This is a genomic window from Variovorax endophyticus (assembly GCF_025376855.1).
Lineage (GTDB): Bacteria > Pseudomonadota > Gammaproteobacteria > Burkholderiales > Burkholderiaceae_C > Variovorax.
In genome coordinates this window covers 374998-394327 of the sequence record NZ_JAHUTH010000001.1, presented here as the reverse complement: position 1 = coordinate 394327, position 19330 = coordinate 374998, and the positions used below count along the sequence as shown (strand labels likewise).

Annotated in this window: 16 protein-coding genes; 9 read left to right on the top strand and 7 right to left on the bottom strand. The window is 65.9% G+C overall.

The genetic code is table 11. The features are described from left to right. The first annotated feature begins 82 nt into the window (after positions 1–82). From KV106_RS01630 to KV106_RS01595, 8 genes are all read left to right on the top strand, one after another. Entirely contained in the window at positions 83–331 is a 249-nt protein-coding gene (locus KV106_RS01630) for a type II toxin-antitoxin system Phd/YefM family antitoxin (protein WP_209545025.1), read from the top strand. After that, the gene (locus tag KV106_RS01625) at positions 328–762 is read left to right on the top strand and encodes a type II toxin-antitoxin system VapC family toxin (protein WP_057591696.1); all 435 of its coding nucleotides are present in this window, start codon (positions 328–330) and stop codon (positions 760–762) included. The genes KV106_RS01630 and KV106_RS01625 overlap by 4 nt, the downstream gene beginning before the upstream one ends. A gap of 10 nt (positions 763–772) precedes the next feature. Beyond that, positions 773–2392, top strand: a complete 1620-nt coding sequence (guaA, locus tag KV106_RS01620) for a glutamine-hydrolyzing GMP synthase (RefSeq protein ID WP_057591695.1) — start codon at positions 773–775, stop codon at positions 2390–2392. Positions 2393–2406: 14 nt separating this feature from the next. Further along, positions 2407–5121, top strand: a complete 2715-nt coding sequence (locus KV106_RS01615; RefSeq protein ID WP_261205827.1) for an AAA domain-containing protein — start codon at positions 2407–2409, stop codon at positions 5119–5121. A 325-nt stretch (positions 5122–5446) separates the two neighbouring features. Further along, a complete protein-coding gene (locus KV106_RS01610) occupies positions 5447–6535 on the top strand; it encodes a Bug family tripartite tricarboxylate transporter substrate binding protein (protein ID WP_261205826.1) in 1089 nt (362 codons plus the stop codon). Positions 6536–6588: 53 nt separating this feature from the next. Next, positions 6589–7533, top strand: coding sequence for a LysR family transcriptional regulator (locus tag KV106_RS01605; protein ID WP_261205825.1), 945 nt, complete (start codon positions 6589–6591; stop codon positions 7531–7533). Continuing rightward, positions 7530–8507 (top strand): fumarylacetoacetate hydrolase family protein, encoded by a 978-nt coding sequence (locus KV106_RS01600; RefSeq protein WP_261205824.1) that lies wholly within the window; start codon positions 7530–7532, stop codon positions 8505–8507. The genes KV106_RS01605 and KV106_RS01600 overlap by 4 nt, the downstream gene beginning before the upstream one ends. Next, a complete protein-coding gene (locus KV106_RS01595) occupies positions 8504–9055 on the top strand; it encodes a cupin domain-containing protein (RefSeq protein ID WP_261205823.1) in 552 nt (183 codons plus the stop codon). The genes KV106_RS01600 and KV106_RS01595 overlap by 4 nt, the downstream gene beginning before the upstream one ends. Before the next feature lie 12 nt (positions 9056–9067). Here KV106_RS01595 and KV106_RS01590 read toward each other — a convergent pair whose 3' ends face one another. The 7 genes from KV106_RS01590 to KV106_RS01560 all read right to left on the bottom strand — a co-directional run bounded on the left by KV106_RS01590 (position 9068) and on the right by KV106_RS01560 (position 18256). Then, positions 9068–10039, bottom strand: a complete 972-nt coding sequence (locus tag KV106_RS01590) for a zinc-dependent alcohol dehydrogenase family protein (protein WP_261205822.1) — start codon at positions 10037–10039, stop codon at positions 9068–9070. 65 nt (positions 10040–10104) lie between these two features. Next, on the bottom strand, positions 10105–10407 hold the full coding sequence (locus KV106_RS01585) for an ArsR/SmtB family transcription factor (RefSeq protein ID WP_057591693.1): 303 nt from the start codon (positions 10405–10407) through the stop codon (positions 10105–10107). Between the two features lie 54 nt (positions 10408–10461). After that, the gene (locus KV106_RS01580; RefSeq protein WP_261205821.1) at positions 10462–11499 is read right to left on the bottom strand and encodes an MBL fold metallo-hydrolase; all 1038 of its coding nucleotides are present in this window, start codon (positions 11497–11499) and stop codon (positions 10462–10464) included. Between the two features lie 35 nt (positions 11500–11534). Then, positions 11535–12125, bottom strand: coding sequence for a TetR/AcrR family transcriptional regulator (locus KV106_RS01575; protein WP_057591691.1), 591 nt, complete (start codon positions 12123–12125; stop codon positions 11535–11537). A 197-nt stretch (positions 12126–12322) separates the two neighbouring features. Further along, the gene (gene lhpI, locus KV106_RS01570) at positions 12323–13267 is read right to left on the bottom strand and encodes a bifunctional Delta(1)-pyrroline-2-carboxylate/Delta(1)-piperideine-2-carboxylate reductase (RefSeq protein ID WP_261205819.1); all 945 of its coding nucleotides are present in this window, start codon (positions 13265–13267) and stop codon (positions 12323–12325) included. Positions 13268–13298: 31 nt separating this feature from the next. Further along, entirely contained in the window at positions 13299–16757 is a 3459-nt protein-coding gene (locus KV106_RS01565) for a molybdopterin-dependent oxidoreductase (RefSeq protein WP_261205818.1), read from the bottom strand. A 17-nt stretch (positions 16758–16774) separates the two neighbouring features. Beyond that, a complete protein-coding gene (locus tag KV106_RS01560) occupies positions 16775–18256 on the bottom strand; it encodes a short-chain fatty acid transporter (RefSeq protein ID WP_409976469.1) in 1482 nt (493 codons plus the stop codon). A 123-nt stretch (positions 18257–18379) separates the two neighbouring features. Here KV106_RS01560 and KV106_RS01555 point away from each other — a divergent pair, with 123 nt between their 5' ends. Further along, entirely contained in the window at positions 18380–19318 is a 939-nt protein-coding gene (locus KV106_RS01555; protein ID WP_261205817.1) for a LysR family transcriptional regulator, read from the top strand. The last annotated feature ends 12 nt before the right edge of the window (positions 19319–19330 follow it).

Here is a 19330-nt window from a genome sequence, read left to right as displayed (position 1 = left end):
CCGAACCTGATTCTGGCCAGACCTTGAAAGTCGGGCCAGATCAGGTTTAGAATTCGGGCCAGATTCAAATTTTCTGGCCCCAATGCAATCCATCGGCATCGCTGAAGCCAAGAACAACTTCTCGGCCCTGATCGACTCGGTCGAGAAGGGCGAGGAGGTGCGCATCACCCGCCACGGCAAGGAGGTGGTGCGCATGCTGCCGGTGCGGCGCAAGCCGGTCATCACCGACGAGCAGATCGCGCGCGAACTGGGCCAGATCGATGCGCTGCATGCCGCCATCCTGCCGGGCACCCCGGCCGGCGCGCTGCTGAACCAGGGCCGCCAGCCATGACCGCCTTCGTTATGGACGCCTCGGTCACCGCCGCCTGGCTGCTGCCCGACCACGCCAACGAACACACGCGCAGGCTCTACGCCGCCATCCGCCGCGACGAGGTCGAGCCGCAGGCGCCCAATGCCTGGCAGTGGGAGTGCGCCAACGTCATCGCCAACGGCGTGCGCAGCGGCCGCATTCCGTCCTCGGCCGTCGAGGGCCTGTGGAGCGTGCTCGATGCCATCCGCCATCGCGTCGAGCTGCACGAGCTCGCGCCGGCACAGCACAAGGCCGTGCTCGCCGTCGCCATCGATGCCGGCGTGTCGCTCTATGCCGCGGGCTATCTCTGGCTCGCGCGCTCGCTCGGTCTTCCGCTCGCCACCTTCGACGAGCAACTCATCCAGGCGGCGCCGCAAGCGGGCGTCCGGCTGTTCGACATTTCAACGCTCTGAGTCCCAGCCCATGCAACACGACAAGATCCTCATCCTCGATTTCGGCTCGCAGGTCACCCAGCTCATCGCGCGCCGCGTGCGCGAGGCCCATGTGCTCAGCGAAGTGCATCCCTGCGACGTCAGCGACGAGTGGGTGCGCGAGTACGCGGCCGACGGCCACCTCAAGGGCGTGATCCTCTCGGGCAGCCATGCCAGCGTGTACGAGGAGACCACCGACAAGTGCCCGCAGGCCGTGTTCGACCTCGGCATTCCCGTGCTCGGCATCTGCTACGGCATGCAGACCATGGCGCACCAGCTCGGCGGCAAGGTCGAGGGCGGCCACAAGCGCGAGTTCGGCTTCGCCGCCGTGCGTGCCCACGGCCACACCGCGCTGCTCAAGGAGATCGCCGACTTCGCCACGCCCGAAGGCCACGGCATGCTCAACGTGTGGATGAGCCACGGCGACAAGGTGACCGAGCTGCCGCCGGGCTTCAAGCTCATGGCCAGCACCGACAGCTGCCCCATCGCCGGCATGGCCGACGAGGCGCGCCGCTACTACGCCGTGCAGTTCCATCCCGAGGTCACCCACACCGTGCAGGGCAAGGCCATCCTCGAGCGCTTCGTGCTCGGCATCTGCGAAGCGAAGCCCGACTGGGTCATGCGCGACCACATCGCCGAGGCCGTGCAGAAGATCCGCGAGCAGGTGGGCGACGAGGAGGTCATCCTCGGCCTCTCGGGTGGCGTCGATTCGAGCGTGGCCGCCGCGCTGATCCACCGCGCCATCGGCGACCAGCTCACCTGCGTCTTCGTCGACCACGGCCTGCTGCGCCTCAACGAAGGCGACATGGTCATGGAGATGTTCGAGGGCAAGCTGCACGCCAAGGTCATCCGCGTCGATGCGAGCGAGCTGTTCCTCGGCAAGCTCGCCGGCGTGAGCGACCCCGAAGCCAAGCGCAAGATCATCGGCGGCGAGTTCGTCACCGTGTTCAAGCAGGAAGCCGCCAAGCTCAAGGCCGGCGGCGGCGGCCACAAGGGCGCCACCTTCCTCGCGCAAGGCACCATCTACCCCGACGTCATCGAGAGCGGCGGTGCCAAGAGCAAGAAGGCCGTCACCATCAAGAGCCACCACAACGTCGGTGGCCTGCCCGAGCAACTCGGCCTGAAGCTGCTCGAGCCGCTGCGCGACCTGTTCAAGGACGAGGTGCGCGAACTCGGCGTCGCGCTCGGCCTGCCGCCCGAGATGGTCTACCGCCATCCGTTCCCCGGCCCGGGCCTGGGCGTGCGCATCCTCGGCGAAGTGAAGAAGGAATACGCCGACCTGCTGCGCCGCGCCGATGCGATCTTCATCGAGGAACTGCGCAACTTCACCGACGCCGAGACCGGCAAGACCTGGTACGACCTCACGAGCCAGGCCTTCACCGTGTTCCTGCCGGTGAAGAGCGTCGGCGTGATGGGCGACGGCCGCACCTACGACTACGTCGTCGCGCTGCGCGCCGTGCAGACCAGCGACTTCATGACCGCAGACTGGGCCGAGCTGCCGTATGCGCTGCTTAAGAAGGTGTCGGGGCGGATCATCAACGAGGTGCGGGGGATCAATCGGGTGACTTACGACGTGTCGAGCAAGCCGCCGGCGACGATCGAGTGGGAGTGAGATCGGGGGTGTAAGTGATATCCCTGGTTTCCATTCATGTCTGTGGCGAAGACAAGACCCGGCAAATCAGGGACTGGACCATTCATTGGGTGCAAGATGGGAAAGTTTTGGCGCTGACCTGCCACTTTCTCTCCAATAAAAAATTCACTCGCCCGCTCATTGATTGCAGGATCGACCCTACTCGGGAGCTGAGCGATCTCTTTCTGAAAGAAAAAGGAAGTTCGGTCGTCGAGCGCCTCGAGAAGGCCGTGATCTACGGCGATAAGTACGCCGTTATCCAGTACCCCGAGGGCTCCAAAGCCTACATCAGGAAACTTGATGACATCGAGCTTGTACCAAAGGCGGGGATGAAGAGCGGTTCGATATTCCGCTACTTCGTTGCCGTGGCGGAGGCGAGGGTAAGTAAAGGGAAGCTGGACGATCAGAAGATCGCAAGCAATGTACTGCGGCAATTGGAGAAACTGCCTGATCGTCCGGGTACTGCATTGCATGCCTATTGCACGGGTATCAATGCCCGGCGAGAGCCGGCGGGGCCGTTGATCTATCCCTTTGGTGTCAATGAAAGCCAGCTTGCAGCGGTCGAGCAGGCTTTCAATGCGCAGATCAGCTTGATCGAGGGGCCGCCTGGAACAGGCAAGACGCAGACGATCTTGAACATCATCGCAAACGCTCTTCTGCGCGGCGAAACTGTCGCGGTACTGTCCAACAACAATGCCGCGGTGAAGAATGTCTATGAGAAGCTGGAAGGAAGTGGCCTGAACTACCTGGTCGCCCGACTGGGGAGCAGGGACAACCGAAAAAGCTTTTTCGCCAACATTCCGGCCCTGCCTGAGGGCGAGCTTGAGGTAGCGCCGACGATGGAGGCGCTTCAGGCGACTCTGGCGACGCTGAAACAGCATCTGCGCGCTCAGAGCATGGCTGCGCAACTTCGCGCCGAGATCGATGAACTGCGAGTGGAGCAACGCCATCTCTTGCTGTGGCAACAGGAGAATGGAATGCAGAGTCCTGTGCCGTTGAAAAAATATGGCTTGTCCCCGCGAAAGACGGCCGATCTGATGGCCTATCTATCACACCTTGCACAGCGGCGCGTTGGCCTCAAGGACAGGATTGAGTTGCTGGTCAACTTCAAGATATTTCGAACCAAGCCCATCAGAGACGGGCAAAGGCGTCGGGCCGTCTTTCACGCGCTGCAGTTGCACTACTACGAGAAGCTGCTGGGAGAGAAGAGCGCGGCTTTGGCTGTATGCCAAGAATCGTTGGAGCGCGGACAATTCGCGAGATTGCTCGAGACATCGACAGCAGATTCAATGGGGTACTTAAAGCGCTATCTTCAAGAAAGTATTGCCGGATCTAATTCATTTGGAGAGGCGACATATCTCAATGATTTCGATGCATTCTTGAAGAGATTTCCGATCATTGGTAGCAGTACGCATTCCATTGTCAACTCAATGAAGACGGGAGCGCTGCTCGACTACGTCATCATTGACGAGGCATCCCAGCAAGACGTTGTTCCAGGGATACTGGCGCTCGGCTGTGCAAAAAATCTGGTTATCGTCGGCGATCGAAAGCAGTTGGCACATATCCCCGTGAAGCTGGGTCTGGAGGCGCCTGATGATGCATACGATTGCGAGAAGTACAGCCTTCTCGACTCGTGCATTGGCGTCTTCAAGCAATCGCTACCGAAGACATTGCTTAAAGAGCACTACAGATGCCACCCCAAAATCATTCAGTTCTGTAATCAGCTTTTCTATGAGAACGAACTGATTCCGATGACGCAGGACCAGGGAGAAAAGGCCTTGAGCCTGCTCGTCACCGCGAAGGGAAACCATACGCGGGGATACACCAATCTGAGAGAGCTGGATTCGCTGTGCAAAGTGCTCACTCATGAAGGAGAATCCGTTGAGCTTGGGGATGATGGCAGGGGGTTTATCGCTCCTTTCAAAGCGCAGGTCGTTCTCTCGGGGGAATGTCTTCCTGAGGATTTCGTGAAGGACACCGTGCACAAGTTCCAAGGCAGAGAATGCGATGAAATCGTCTTCTCTACAGTACTGGACAAGAAGCGGGGAAGTCTGGCTCGGTTGGATTTCGTGGATAACGCGCGTATGGTCAATGTGGCGGTATCGAGGGCCAAGAAAAAGTTCACTCTGGTGACCGGCGACGATGTGTTCGTAGCGAACAACGGCCCCATTGCCGCGCTGTTGCGCTACGTCGAGTACTACGCGGACCAAAAGCAGATCCTGCGTGCACCCGTCGTTTCGGCATTCGATCTGCTGTACCAAGAGTTCGACGAATCTCTGGCGCGGCTCAATGCCAGACTACGCCCCACAGATTCAAGCTTTAAATCTGAGCAGATCGTGGCCCAACTGCTGCGCGACGCGATATCTCACACCTCACTCCGAGCGCTCAAGTTTCACTACCAAATCTTGCTGAACCAAGTGGCCTCATCGACCAATACAGCCTTGACTCCGCAGGAGCAGGCGTTCATGGGAAATGGCGCAAGTTGTGATTTCGTGGTTTATTTCAAAGTAGGGAAGATGCCACTGGGTGTGATCGAGGTCGATGGAGGCTCACATGACAAGCCTGAACAGGCCCGGCGAGATGCGTTGAAGAACAGTATCTTGGAGAAGAGCAATATTCCGTTGTTGCGCCTCAGGACAGTTGAAAGCGGAATCGAGGAGAGGATTACCCAATTTCTCGCCAATTGGGCAGCCCGTACTTCTAGCCAATGAATTTCGGCCAGCTCGAAGGTGCCGTTACGCACCGGCAGCAGCCAACGCCTGCGCAGGTCCAGGATTCGAGTAGCTTGAGCACCGGCAAGTAGAGGCTGAACGCGCCGTCCAACAAGACGAAGTCGATCAGACCGCCAACGCCACGGAGCGTCTCGCCCGCGTCTCCGACCCGGATGTCGCGGGCCGATATTCGACGGACCAATGCCGCGTCTCGCGGCATAACCGTTTCTCATCGGACGCATGAGGCAACGGTATTGGTCCGGCCGTCCGGCGCTGGATATCCTGACTGCAACTAGAAAAAGTTGAGACAAAAGGAGACCATGCCGTGACGACTACGTCATTCAGCGAACGGGAGGTGCCGGACACCGGCGCGAGTGCCGCCGCCGATCTCTTGCCTTCGATGCTCCTGCCCGGGCTGGCTTCACCGTCGGTCGGTCGCACTGCCAGGAGGTTCTTCGAGCGCCTGCGCGCCGGCTTGCTGTTCGCCGCCGCATGCGGGGCGGCATCCTTGGCGTGGCCCAATGCCGACTACCCCACGCGCCCGGTTCGCGTGGTGATTCCGAGCCCGGCGGGATCCTCTCCCGATGTGATCGCACGGATTTGGGCCAACAAGCTCGGCCGCGCGCTGGGCCAGCCGGTCGTGATCGACAACCGGCCGGGTGCGGCCACGATCATCGGCGCTCAAATGGTCGCGACGGCGCCGGCCGATGGATACACCTTCCTGTACACGGTGGGCAGCACGACCTCCATCAATCCGGCGGTCTACCCGAAGCTGCCCTACAGGTTCGAGGACTTCGTGGGCGTGGTGCGGACCGTGACCGTGCCCTATGTGCTCGTCGTGTCGGCGGCGTCGCCCTTTGGTTCGACTGCCGAACTGGTCAGCGCGGCAAGAAAGACGCCGGGCAAGCTGAACTACGCCAGCCATGGCGTGGGCCAGACCACCCAGGTGGTGATGGCGCGTTTCCTTCAGGCGGCCGACGCCCGCATGACCCATGTCCCTTACAAGGATGGAGGCATTCCGGACCTCATCTCCGGAAGGGTGGCCGCATCCTTCGAGCCCAGCACCACGGCGATACCGCAGATTGCCGCGGGGAGGTTGCGTGGCCTGGCTGTCACGGGTACGGGGCGTCTTCCCGTGCTGCCGAACGTGCCCACCGTGGCCGAATGGCTGCCCGGCTTCGAGGCGAACTCGTGGCAGGGGCTGCTCGCGCCCAAAGGTACCCCGCCGGCTGTCATCGACAGGATTGCGGCCCTTTCGCAGGAGATCCTGGGCTCGACCGAATTCCAGGCCAGGTCGCGCGAGTTGGGACTGATGCCGGTGCACGAGAGCCCTGCCGAATTCCAGAAGTTCATGGTGGACGACGCCAGGGTCTGGGCCAAGGTGGTCAAGGACAACGATATACGGGCGGATTGAAGCGCCCGTACAGCGCGCCCCTCGCTCGGAGCCACGGTCAATTCGAGAGCCTCATGAACCTGCGTCAGATCACCTACTTCCTGAAGATCGCGCAACTGCGCAGCTTCACCAATGCGGCCAATGCGCTCTACGTCTCGCAGCCGGCGCTGTCCAAGCAGATGCGCCTGCTGGAGGAGGAGCTCGGCACCGCGCTGTTCATCCGCTCCGACCGTGGCGTCAAGCTGACCGACGCGGGCGAGTTGCTGCACGCTCGCGCCCCGCATGTGCTCGAGGAAATCGCGTCTCTGCGCAACGACCTGCAGGCATGCGCCACCCAGGAGCCCGGTGGACCTCTGATGGTGGGAATGGGAATCTCCGCGCGAGACATCGTCACGGTGCCCGTGGTCAGCCGCTACCTTCAGCGCTATCCCCGGGTGAGTCTGCATGTACGCGAGGGGATCACGGGGCCGCTTGTCGAGGACGTGAAGCTCGGCTCCCTGGATTGCGCCTTGCTGTTCGAGGTGGACGCGGACGAGCCGCTGATCGCCGAGCCCTATGTCCGCGAGCCGCTGCTGTACGTGGGGCCGCGCACGAGCGACCTGTCGATGGAGAAGCCGGTTTCGATCGCCCAGGCCCTGGCCCAGCCATTGGCCACCACGGGTGGGAACAGTCCGCTTCGCAGGCGGATAGATCGCGCCGCGGCCGACATCGAAACATCGACGCCGGTGGCCTTCGAGGTCAACGATGTCGCGGTCATGCTCGGCTGCATCTCGCTCAACGGCCTGCATGCCGTCGTCCCGTATTCCTCCGTCCATTGGGCGCTGGCGGAAGGCCGGGTGCGTGCCGCGCCCATCGACGGTCTCTGGATCGACTGGTCCTTCGTCCATGCCCGGAATTTCGGACTCTCGCTGGCGGCGCGAGCCTTTCGCAGCCTCGTTTTCGAGGCTGCCGCGCACCTCGTGGCCATCGGCGAATGGAAGTTCTGCAGCCTGCTTTCCCCCCAACCCGACCAACCATGAAACTCGTTACCTTCTGCTCGCCCGTCAGATCGGCACCGCACATCGGTGCTGTCCTCGACGATGGCGCCATCGTCGACTTCAGCGCCGCGAGCGGCGCCCCGGCCATGCGCTCGATGCTGGCGCTCATCGACGGTGGAGAAGCGGCACTGGCGCATGCCGGCGACCTCTTCAACCGGCGCGACGTGGTTCACTCCTCGGGACAGGCGCGGCTACTCGCTCCGCTGCCGCGTCCGCGCCAGATGCGCGATTTCCTCTGCTTCGAGAAGCACTTCCGCCAGTCGCGCGCCAACGGCGCGGTGATCGGCGCGCTGGAGGGCGCGGAGCGCGACCCGGCCAAGATTCAGATTCCGGCCATCTGGTACGAGGAGCCCATCTACTACAAAGGCAACCGCTTCTCGGTCGTCGGGCCGGAGGCGAACGTCGTCATTCCGTCGTTCACGCGAATGCTGGATTTCGAACTCGAGTTCGGCATCGTGCTCGGTCTGGGCGGCCGCGATATCGCGCGCGAGGATGCGCGCAGGCACATCTTTGGCTACACCATCTTCAACGACTTCAGCGCGCGCGATCAACAGATGCGCGAGATGCAAGGCACGTTGGGACCGACCAAGAGCAAGGACTTCGATACCGGCAATGTGCTGGGGCCGTGGCTGGTCACCGCCGACGAGATCGCAGATCCCTACGCGCTCACGATGACAGCGCGGGTCAATGGGGAGACCTGGGGGACAGGGTCGAGCAGCACGATGCATCACCGCTTCGAGGACATCCTGGTCCACGTCTCGCGAGACGAGACCCTTCACCCAGGCGAGTTCTTCGGGTCGGGCACCGTCGGCGACGGATGCGGACTGGAGCAGGGTCGGTTCCTCTCGGTGGGCGATGTGGTCGAACTCGAGGTTCAGGGGCTGGGCGTGCTTCGCAACCGCCTCGTGGCGCGCACCGACAGTTCTTCATTCAACAGAGAGGCGGAACAGCCATGACATTCCACAAGATCCGCCGCGTCGTCACGGGGCTGGACGACGCAGGCCGCTCCACCTTTCTTTTCGATGGCTTGGGCACCTGCGTGCAGGAAGTGGCCTCGATGCCGGGCGTGGTGCTTACCGACCTTTGGGAGACAGCGTCGGCGCCAGCCGACAACAGCGGCAGCGCCGATGCAGTGGCGCGACCGGTACGGCTCGAGCCGCCCGGCAATGGCAGCATCTTTCGCATCGTCGAGTTCCCGCCGGACAGCGCCTGGCGTGGTGCGGACGCCACCGCTGCTTTCGAATCCATCGGCGCGCCGCACGCGCCCGTCGGCGATTCCGAAGACCCCATGCGGCACAGGACCGACACCATCGACTACATCATCATCCTCAAGGGCGAGATCCACGCGATGCTCGATACCGGCGAGACCCTGCTCAAGGCAGGCGATGTCCTGGTGCAGCGCGGCACCGTTCATTCATGGAGCGTCCGGAGCGACGAAGTCTGTGTGCTTGCCGCGGTACTGATCAAGGCCCATCCAAACGCGTTGGATGCGCGGCAGGCTTGAGCGAGGCGGCCTTCAGGAGCCCGACGGCCCGACCTCGATCGCGATCTTTCCCCGCACCCCGTTGTTGGGACTTTCCAGCCGCGCATGGGCAAGCGGAATGTCGGCCAGCGAATAGACGGCACCCACATGCGGCCGTAGCTGCCCGCGCTCGATCAAGGCGCTCAACTCGTCGAGCTTGCCGCGGTTCTGTCGCGTGAAGACGAAGTGGTAGCTCGCGTTCTTGCCCCAGGCCTGAACGAGGTTCTGCGGCCGGGCGATGTCCACGATGCTGACGACGCGGCCGAGCTGGGCCAGCGCGTCGGGGCTGCGCGACAGGGTGTCGCCGCCGATGGTGTCGAACACGACATCGACGCCGCGGCCACCCGTCTCGCGCAGGACGGCGTCGACGTAGTCCTCCTTCTCGTAGTCGATGAGCACATCGGCACCCAGGCTGCGTGCGAACTCAAAGTTGGCTTGGCGCACGGTGGTGAACACCCGGGCTCCGATGGCTCTGGCGAGCTGGATCGCCACATGGCCGACGCCTCCCGCGCCGCCGTGCACGAGGATGCTTTCGCCCACCCTGAGCGCTGCGCGCACGACCAGCGCTTCCCACGCCGTGCCACCCACCAAAGTCAGGCTCGCCGCCTCGAGATGGCTCAGCGAGGGAGGTTTCTTCCCGACGATGCCTTGGGCGGCCACGTGGTACTCGGCATAGCTGCCCGGCCCGTCGAAGATTTGCGGCGTGTACCAGACCTCGTCTCCGGGAGAGAAGGCCGTCACGCCCGGCCCGACTTCTTCGACCACGCCCGATACGTCGTGGCCGGTGATGGTCGGCAGTGGCACCAGGTCGGGATAGTCGCCACGTCGGACCTGGTAGTCCAAGGGATTGATGGAGGTCGCGTGGACCCGGACCAGGACCTGTCCCGCCTGGGGCACAGGGCGGGGCAGGTCGCACAGTTCGAGCGCTTCGGGGCCACCGAACGATGTGAGTCTCAGGGCTTTCATGGCATGTCCTTCATTTCTGTAAAAAGGGATATCGGGAATTTCCGATGTATTGGGGTAAAAAAGGGTCAAAGCTCCTTGCCGATGATCTCGGCAAGGGCGCTGATGGTTGCCTCGTTGCGCTTGTAGTAGGTCCACTGGCCGATGCGCCGGACTTCGACGAGGCCCGCTCGCTGCAGGGTCGCCAGGTAGTCCGACACCGTCGACTGCGACAACCCGACGCCTTCCTGGATGCTGCTGACGCAGACGCCCACCGTCTGGACGTCGCCTTCGTCCTGCGGCGGGAAGTTCTTCGCGGGATCCTTCAAGCCCTTGAGGATGTCGAGGCGCGTCCGGTTCGAGAGGGCCTTGAAGACTTCGAGCAGTTCCATGCGCCGATCGTATCGGAATTTACCGATATCCCAATGCCGACGCCGCGATGCCCCTCAGTTCCCGCCGGCCACCCACCACGCACGCCCCGTGCGCGGCGCCTCCAGCGCCACCCGTTCCCCCATCACCGGCGTGGCCAGCTTCACATCGCGCGCCTGTGCCAGCGCCTGGATCCGCTCGAATGGCTCGTTCCAGGCATGCATCGCCAGGTCGAAGGTGCCGTTGTGCACCGGCAGCAGCCAGCGCCCGCGCAGGTCCAGGTGGGCCTGCAGCGTCTGCTCGGGCTGCATGTGGACGTCGGCCCATTGCCTGTCGTAGGCACCGGTCTCGAGCAGGGTCACGTCGAAGGGACCGTAGCGATCGCCGATGGTCTTGAAGTCGGCGTGGTAGCCGGTGTCGCCGCTGAAGAAGAGCCGCAGGTCGCCGGCCAGGATCACCCATGAAGCCCACAGGGTGCGGTCTTCGTCGAGCAGGGTGCGGCCCGAGAAGTGCTGCGCGGGCACGGCCGCGAGGCGGATGCCGCCGACGGTGGTCTCGTCCCACCAGTCGAGCTGCCGCACCCGCGCCGGGTCGACGCCCCAGCCGATCAGGCGATCGCCCACGCCGAGCGGGGTGACGAACACCTCGACCTTCGGCGCGAGCCGCGCGATGGCGGCGCGGTCCAGGTGGTCGAAGTGGTCGTGCGAGAGGATCACGCCCTTGATCGGCGGCAGGTCGTCGATGCCGATCGGCGGCGCATGGAAGCGCTTGGGGCCCGCCCATTGCACCGGCGACGCACGCTCGGAGAACACGGGGTCGGTGAGCCAGAACTCGCCGTCGAGCTTGAGCAGCAGGGTCGAATGGCCGAGGCGGTAGAGGCTGCGGTCCGGCGCCGCCAGCAGTGCCGCGGTGGTCAGCGGCCGCACCGGGATCGGCGTGCTCGGCACGGTGGTGTCGCTCTTGCCGGTCAGGACCCGCCAGCCGATCGCCACGGTCTTCAGGAAACCCATCGGCGCGCGCGGCACGACGTTGCGATAGACGCCGTCGCGCTGCTGCGGCGACTGGGGATGGGCCGTGGGTCGCGAACCGCAGGCGCAAAGCGAGAAGGTGGACATGGCGAGAACTCCGTTCGTGAACAGGTGGAAGGGGCTCAGGCGCCGGCCGCCGGGCCGGGACGGCCGCAGACGAGGCGCACGGCGGTGCGGATGCCGGCCTGGTACTCGGCCGGCGTGCGGGCGTAGTGCTTGAGGCCGTGCGAGGCGGCATACAGGTGCTGCGCGAGCGCCTTGGCCGTGAGGCCGGCGCCGCGCCAGGGCACGGCGTCGCCGCTGGACTGGATGGCGCGCGCCAGCTCCTTGGGAACGGCCTGGTCGAACTCCTCGAGCACCGGGCCGACCAGCTCGCGCGCGGTCGCGACGATCTCGTTCATGTGCTCGAGCGACATCTGCGAACCGTCGTTCTGCGCATGCAGCGCCGCGAAGGCGCCGACCAGGCGCTCCTCGATCGGCAGCTCCTCGCGCGCCAGCGCGGCCCGCATGGCCGCGAGGCCGCGTTCCGCGAACCAGGTGACGGCCTGCTTGAAGAGTTCGTCCTTCGCGCTGAAGTGCAGGTAGAGGCCCTGGCGCGAGATGCCGGCGGCGCGCGCGAGGTCGTCCATCGAGGTCTTGCGGTAGCCGTAGCGCAGGAAGACGCCGATGGCGGCTTCCATGATCGCGACGCGCCGGTCGGGGGTGGGGGCCATCAGCGGGGCGCTCCGGCGGGGCCGAAGGAGATCGGGGACAGCGAAGACATGGGTGAGTTCGGCGATGAGGGTGGGTGTTCAAGGCCCCGCCGATCGACGCGCCACGAAGCTCGGTCGCCAATCTGCGAAGACAGGCGTCGAACTTTACAGTATTGATCTATTTTGTCAATTTGATCCGAAGGTCAAGACTGCACTCCTCACGTGGTTTCAGCGCTCTCGTAGACGAGGATCGCCGCCGCGAGGTCCTCGAGCGCCGTGCCCACGGCCTTGAAGACGGTTCGTCCATCGGTCTCGGTTCGACCCTGGATCCGGCCGGCGGCGAGGTCGGCCAGTTCTCCCGCCACGTCCGTGGCAGTGAACACACCGCGCGACATCGGCCCGAGCAGTTCGCCGCTCTTCTGCAGCGCCTCCCGCGTGTCGATGAAAAGCTTCGCGCCGACGAACGCGGTGTCGTCGGCCTCGCGCATCTGCGGCGTGAAGCTGCCGATCAGGTCGAGGTGGCTGCGCGGCCGCAGCCACGCTCCCTCGATCACCGGCTGCGTCGCGAGCGTGGCGCAGCTCACGATGTCGGCCTCGCTCGCGGCCTGGGCGAGGTCGGTGGCGACGAACGCATCGATATCTTGCGCGTGGAGGCGCGCGGCGAGTTCCTTCGCCGCCACTTCGTTGCGATCCCAGACCGCCACGCGCTCGATCGGCCGCACGGTGCGAAACGCCTCGGGAACCAGGCCACCGACACGGCCGCAACCGACGATGAGCAGGCTACGCGTTTCCACGGGTGCGAGGTAGGAGGCGGCGAGGGCCGATGCGGCGGCGGTACGGCGCGAGGTGATCTCGTTGCCATCGATCTGCGCCAGCGGCTCGCCGGTGCGCGCGTCGTAGAGCGTGTAGGTCGAGAACAGACCGGGCAGGCCGCGTTCGGCATTGCCCGGGAAGATGTTCACCGTCTTGATGCCCAGGTAGCGGCCCTCCTGCCACGCCGGCATGATCAGCACGGTCCCGCCCGGTTGCGCGGCCTGGCCCGGAAGCGCATGCACATGCCGCAACGGCACTTCGCAGCCGGCGACGAACATGTCGCGCAGCGCGGGGATCAGGCGCTCGAAGCGCAGGGCGCGACGGGTGGTTTCGGTATCGATGGTTCTCATGGGGCGGTGGGGTGGAAACGGAGGGCGGGGCTCATGCATCGAGCACGAGGTCTTCGAGCGGCACGGCTTGGCATGTCAGGCACACGGTCGGGTCTTCGGGTTCACGGCCATGCAGGTGCGCGACCTTGCCGGCGATCACGCGCACGGCGCAGCTTTCGCATTGCCCTACGCGGCAGCCGCTGGGCAGTTGCAGGCCCAGCGATTCGCCGAAGCTCAGCAGCGTGCCCTGCCTGGGCGTCCACGTGGCCGGCCCGCGGTCCGAGCGCGCGAAGCGGACATCGAACTGCTGCAGACCATCCGTTGGCGGCGCGGCGGGCGAGCGGAACACCTCGCTGAAGATGTCGAAGCGCGGAACGCCGCGCGCCACCAGTCCCGCGATGACGCTGTCCATCATGGCGGGCGGGCCGCACAGGTAGAAGCGGGCCCGCTGCGCGATCAGCGCGTCGTCCACCACGCCGGCATCGATGTAGCGGTCCGACTGGTAGTCGATGCCGAGGCGGTCCCCGGGCAGCGGCGCGTTGTAGTGGTCGATCACCCGCAGCCGGGGCAGGCGCGCACGGTGCTGCGCGACGCGTTCGCGAAAGGCATGCGTCGCGCTGTTCTGGTTGGCGTAGTAGAGCTCGATCGCGGGGCCTTCGGCGCCATCGGGCAGCGACTCGAGCAGGCTGATGAACGGCGTGATGCCGATGCCGCCCGCGAACAGCACCAGCGGCTGGGGCGAACGGCGCGGAATCACGAAGCCGCCCGACGGTGCCCGCAGCTCGACCGTGTCGCCGAGCTTCAGCTCGCGGTGCAGGTGGCCCGACATGCGGCCCTGGTACGGCGTCCCGTCGGCCGCTCGACCGCGCTGGTGTCGCACCGCGATGCTGTAGCCGCGCCGATCCTCTTGCTCGGCCGCACCGGTGAGCGAATAGGCTCGCGAGACCGGCGTGCCATCGCCGAGGTCGAGCTTGAGTTCGACATGCTGGCCGGGCCGGTAGTCGGGCAGGGCGCCGCCGTCGACGGGCTCGAAGTGGATGCCCAGCACACCTTCGGCCTCGGGCCGCAGCTCGTGGATGCGAAAGCGGCGCATGCCCGTCCATGCGCGCTGTCGCAACGCCGTGGCGGGATCGCGCTCGATGTCGCAGAGAAAGGAGCGGTGCGGCACCGAGCCGCTGACTGGATCGCAATGGTCGGCCGAGATCAGCGCATTGAAATTGCTGCTCAGCGCACCGTCGACCGGCAGGCCCTCGCGGTCCAGCTCGCTGCAGCCCTGCCACCAGCCGAACTCGGCCACGACGACATCGTCGGCCAAACCGGGCGTGATGCGCGCGACGAAGCGGGCCGCGCCCACGCGCGTGCGGATGCGCAGCCAGTCGCCGTCGACGATGTGCTTGGCCTTCGCGAGCGCGGGGCTCAGCTCGGCCACCGGCTCGGGTGCGCGCCTGCGCAGCGAGGGCAGGCTGCGATGCTGGCTGTGGCAGTAGAGGCCGTTCTTGGCCGAGCTCAGCACGTAGGGGAAGCGGCCCTGTCCGGTCGCCCTGGCGTCGCGTGGCGTGTCGGCGGGCTCGACGAAGCTCGCCACGGGCGGCTGGGCGTGGCGCAGCAGGGTTTCGGAATAGAGCTCGACGCGGCGCGTGGGCGTGTCGAAGCCGCGCACTCCGGTGGGCGTTTCGCGCGCGTACTTCCGCTCGCCCGCGTCGATGTCGCAGGCCATGCCTTCGGGCCGCTCGCGCAACTGCGCCACCGTGAGACCCAGCGGCTCGAGGATGTGGTTCCACCCGGCCTCCAGGCTGCCGCCGAAGAATGCGTCGCCCATGCCGAGGCGTTGCGCGAGGTCGAACAGCACCTCGTTGTCGGAGCGCGATTCCCCGCGCGGCGCCACCATGCGCTGGCGCAACTGCACCCAGCCGGCCGCGCGGTCGTCGATCTCGAAGCCGATGCGCAGGCCCTCGCGCTCCCAGGGCGTGTCGATCGGCAGCAGGATGTCGGCGTAGCGCGCGGCTGGCGTTTCGAACAGGTCGCAATGCACGTGGAATTCGAGCTGCGCCAGCGCCTGCCGCGCGAGCGCGGTGTCGGCCTGCGAGACCGGCAGGTTGGTGCCGAAGGCCATCATCGCGCGCACCTTGTACGGCTCGCCCTCGACGATCGCGCGATAGGTGTCGCGCGCGGTCACCCAGCCATGGGCAGGCGGCCCGATCGGCCGTTCCTTCAAGCCGAGCGCCTTGGCGCGCTGCGCAGCGGGCAGCAGCGAGAGCGCATTGACCGCGTTGACGCGCGGGCCGGTGCGCACGCGGTTGCCGCCGATGCGGTCGAAGCTGCCGCACAGCGCGTACAGGGTGGCGACCGCGCGCTCCGACTGGGTCGCGTTCGTGTGCTGGCCGATGCCGGTCCAGGCGTGATAGGCCGTGCGGTGCCCGCCGCCGAACAGCTCGGCCGCGGCGCGCAGCGGGGCTTCGGGCACGCCGGTGATGCGTTCCACCTCCCGTGGTGTCCAGGCGTTGCAGGCCTGCGCGAGCAGGTCGAAGGCCGGGCGGCACGCGAGGCGGTGGCCGTTCTTCGCCGTCACTTCGACCGCACCGCGCAGGCGGAAGTGGGCCGAGCCTTGAGCTCGTGCGGCCTGAGCCGTGTCGTAGGGCACGGCCCCCTGGTCCGCGTCGCTCCAGACCAGGAAGCGGTCGCCCTCAGCATCGGGCCGCAGATCGCGCTCGCGCAGCAGATGCCCGTTGTCGTCGCGCACCAGCAGCGGCGCGTTGGTCCAGTCGCGCACGAAGGCCTCGTCGAAGCGCTCGTCCTCGATCAACAGGCGGATCAGCCCGAGCGCGAGCGCCGCATCGGTGCCGGGCCGCACCGGCAGCCACACCTCGGCCTGGCGTGCCAGCGCGGTGGGACGCGGATCGACCACGATCATCCGCGCGCCTTTCGCGCGGCCCTTCGCGATGGCGTTGGCCTGGGCCAGCCAGGTGTTGGTGGGGTTGTGGCCCCACAGCACGATCAGTTCGGCCTGCGCATAGTCGGCCGGCGGCATGCCGCAGCCGAAGGTGAAGGCATGGGCGAAGTCCTTGTGCCAGTTGCAGACCTCGGTCGCGTAGCAGATGTTGGGGCTGCCGAAGAGGCGCACGAAGCGCTCGATCCAGTCGATGCTGTCGGACAGCGGGGTGCCGCTCGGCGTGGTGACCGCGAACACCACCGATTCGGCGCCGCTCTCGGCCTTGATGGCGTCCAGGCGTTGCGCGGTCTCGGCCAGCGCCTCTTCCCAGCCGATGCGCACCCAGCCCGGATCCGGGTCGCCCTTGGGCCGCGTGCGGCGCATCGGATGCAGCACGCGATGCGGGCTGTGCACGAGTTCGGGCGCGGCCTTGCCCTTCATGCACATCGCCTGGCCGGTCGGGTGCGCCGTGTCGGGGCGCACCGACACCAGCATGTCGCCGCGCACCTCGTTGAGCGTGCCGCAGCGCGAGCGGCAGAGCGTGCAGTAGCCGGGCTTTGTTTGCGTCGTGGCCGCGTCCATTCGAATACCCGGTCCGCTCAAGGCATCACGGGGGGCATGTAGCTCAGCGTGCGGCCCAGGAACCACAGCATGAACAGCACCAACGGCGCGTGGACCAGCAACTGCAGGAAGGTGAAGCCGACGATGTCGCGCGCCTTCAGCGAAAGCACGCCCAGCAGCGGCAGCATCCAGAACGGGTTGATCAGGTTGGGCAGCGCCTCGGCCGCGTTGTAGACCTGCACGGCCCATCCGAGGTGGACCTTGAGCTCGTTGGCCGCCTGCATGACGTAGGGCGCCTCGATGATCCACTTGCCGCCGCCCGAGGGAATGAAGAAGCCCAGGATGGCGGAGTACGCGCCCATCACCACCGCGAAGCTGTCGACGCTGGAGATGCTCACGAACAGGTGCGCGATGCGGTCCGACAGCGTGTGGCCGCCGTCGCCCTTGGCGGCGGTCAGCATGGCCGCGATGGCGCCGTAGAGCGGAAACTGGATGATCACGCCCGCGGTCGAGGGCACCGAGCGCGACACGGCGTCGAGAAAGCTGCGCGGGCGCCAGTGCAGCAACATGCCGATCATCAGGAACAGCAGGTTGTAGGTGTTGAGCCCCGCGATCGCGATCAGCGGGCTCTTGGCCATGAACTCCTGCGCGAGCCAGCCGAAGCCCAGCGCGCACAGCAGCAGCGTGAGCAGCGGGCTGCGCTCGAGCCATTCGCCGGGGCGCCGCGCGGCGGTTGCGTCCGTCGCCGGCTTGGCCTCGGCCAGGTCGATGCCCAGGTCCTGCGCCGTGACAGCGCTCTCGGCCGTGGGGGCGGACCACAGCGCGATCGCGACCGAGACGGTGATCAGCACCAGCGCCATCACCATCGACTGCCACAGGAAGATGGTCTGGCTGAACGGGATCACGCCGGTGATGTCGAGGATGCTCTTGGGCAGGCTGGCGGCGTTCGCCTGCAGCTGCGCCGCCGAGGAGCTCAGGCCGAGTGCCCAGGTCGCGCCCAGCCCGAGATAGGCCGCCGCACCGGCGGCGCGGTAGTCCATGCGCAGTTCGGTCCGGCGCGCCAGGGCGCGCACGTAGAGCGCGCTGAAGATCAGCGAGATGCCCCAGTTGAACAGCGACAGGATCATGCTGATCGCCGCCACGTAGGCGATGGCCTGGCGCCCCGAGACGGGCACCGCGGCCAGGCGGCCGATGAAGCGCGCGGCCGGCGGCGAGGTCGCGACCACGTAGCCGCCGATCGCCACCAGTGCCATCTGCATCGTGAAGACGATCAGGCTCCAGAAGCCGTCGCCGAAGGACTTGGCCACGACCAGCGGGCTCGATCCATTGAGCAGCGCCGCGACCGCGACCACCGCCGCCGCGATGGCCGCGAACACGTAGGCATCGGGGAACCAGCGCTCGGCCCAGGCGGTGAAGCGCAGGCCCAGTCGGCTCAGGAGGCCGGGACCCGCGGGGCCGGGGTGCGCGGCGGAAGGGCGCAGGGCGTCTTGCCCGGGGGCTGTTCTCGATGTCGAAGGCATGGTGTCTCCAGTGGCTGGGCCTGGGGCGTCTTTCGCGCCCGGAATGTCGTGCGGGGCGACTATGGGCGAACACCGGAGCCAATTCAAATATTGAATATCAATAGAGTGATATAGGATCGATCTATGTCGATCACGATCAAGCAGCTGCAGCACTTCGTCGCCACGGCCCACACGGGCCAAGTCTCGCGCGCGGCGCAGCGCTGTTATGTGAGCCAGCCTTCGTTGACGACTTCGCTACGCAATCTCGAGACCGCGCTGAAGGTCCAGCTCTTCACGCGGCACTCCGACGGGCTGCGGCTCACGGTGCATGGCGAAGGCTTCCTGCGCCACGCGCAGCACATCCTGCGCACGCTCGAAGTGGCGGTGGAGGAGACCCACGGTTCGGCGTCTTCCGTCGAAGGGCGCGTGCGCATCGCCATCACGGACACGGTGTCCGAATACATGCTGCCGAAGATCATCGGCGCCATGCGGCGGCAACTGCCGCTGATCGAGTTCGAACCGGTCGAACGCAACCGCGAAGAGATCGAGGCGGGGCTGCGCAGCGGCGAGTTCGACCTCGCCGTGGTGCTGGTCTCGAACCTCTTGCAGGCGCCCGACATCCGGCGAGAGAACCTGCTGAAGTCGCAGCGGCGCCTGTGGACCTCGCTCGACCATCCATTGGCGACCGGGCAGTCGGTGTCATTGAAGGAGATCGCGGAGCTGCCCTTCGTGCTGCTCGACATGGACGAGCATGTGGAGACCGTGGGCCGCTACTGGGGCGCGGCCAAGCTCGAGCCCAAGGTCGTGTTCCGTACCAAGTCGATCGAGGCCGTGCGCAGCCTGGTCGCGCAGAACGTCGGCGTGACGATCCTGTCGGACCTGGTGTTCCGCCCGTGGTCGCACGACGGCGGGCGCATTCGCCGCACGGCGATGGCGGGCGCGGTGCCGTCGATGGACCTGGGGCTGGCCTACCGGCGCAGCGGCGTGCTGTCCGAAGCGGTCGCGGCCTGCGCGAGCACCTTGCGGCTGCTGGCCAAGACGGTGACGCGCGAGTCGGATCTGCGGGCCGGCGACGGCCCCTGAATGAAAAAAGCC

Excerpts from the sequence above, each read along its gene's own strand:
- KV106_RS01600 (WP_261205824.1), top strand. The coding sequence starts at position 7,530 with ATGAAACTCGTTACCTTCTGCTCGCCCGTCAGATCGGCACCGCACATC.
- KV106_RS01625 (WP_057591696.1), top strand. The coding sequence starts at position 328 with ATGACCGCCTTCGTTATGGACGCCTCGGTCACCGCCGCCTGGCTGCTG.
- KV106_RS01585 (WP_057591693.1), bottom strand. The coding sequence starts at position 10,407 with ATGGAACTGCTCGAAGTCTTCAAGGCCCTCTCGAACCGGACGCGCCTC.
- KV106_RS01575 (WP_057591691.1), bottom strand. The coding sequence starts at position 12,125 with ATGGCCCCCACCCCCGACCGGCGCGTCGCGATCATGGAAGCCGCCATC.
- KV106_RS01595 (WP_261205823.1), top strand. The coding sequence starts at position 8,504 with ATGACATTCCACAAGATCCGCCGCGTCGTCACGGGGCTGGACGACGCA.
- lhpI (WP_261205819.1), bottom strand. The coding sequence starts at position 13,267 with ATGAGAACCATCGATACCGAAACCACCCGTCGCGCCCTGCGCTTCGAG.
- KV106_RS01630 (WP_209545025.1), top strand. The coding sequence starts at position 83 with ATGCAATCCATCGGCATCGCTGAAGCCAAGAACAACTTCTCGGCCCTG.
- KV106_RS01605 (WP_261205825.1), top strand. The coding sequence starts at position 6,589 with ATGAACCTGCGTCAGATCACCTACTTCCTGAAGATCGCGCAACTGCGC.
- guaA (WP_057591695.1), top strand. The coding sequence starts at position 773 with ATGCAACACGACAAGATCCTCATCCTCGATTTCGGCTCGCAGGTCACC.
- KV106_RS01555 (WP_261205817.1), top strand. The coding sequence starts at position 18,380 with ATGTCGATCACGATCAAGCAGCTGCAGCACTTCGTCGCCACGGCCCAC.
- KV106_RS01590 (WP_261205822.1), bottom strand. The coding sequence starts at position 10,039 with ATGAAAGCCCTGAGACTCACATCGTTCGGTGGCCCCGAAGCGCTCGAA.
- KV106_RS01565 (WP_261205818.1), bottom strand. The coding sequence starts at position 16,757 with ATGGACGCGGCCACGACGCAAACAAAGCCCGGCTACTGCACGCTCTGC.
- KV106_RS01580 (WP_261205821.1), bottom strand. The coding sequence starts at position 11,499 with ATGTCCACCTTCTCGCTTTGCGCCTGCGGTTCGCGACCCACGGCCCAT.
- KV106_RS01560 (WP_409976469.1), bottom strand. The coding sequence starts at position 18,256 with ATGCCTTCGACATCGAGAACAGCCCCCGGGCAAGACGCCCTGCGCCCT.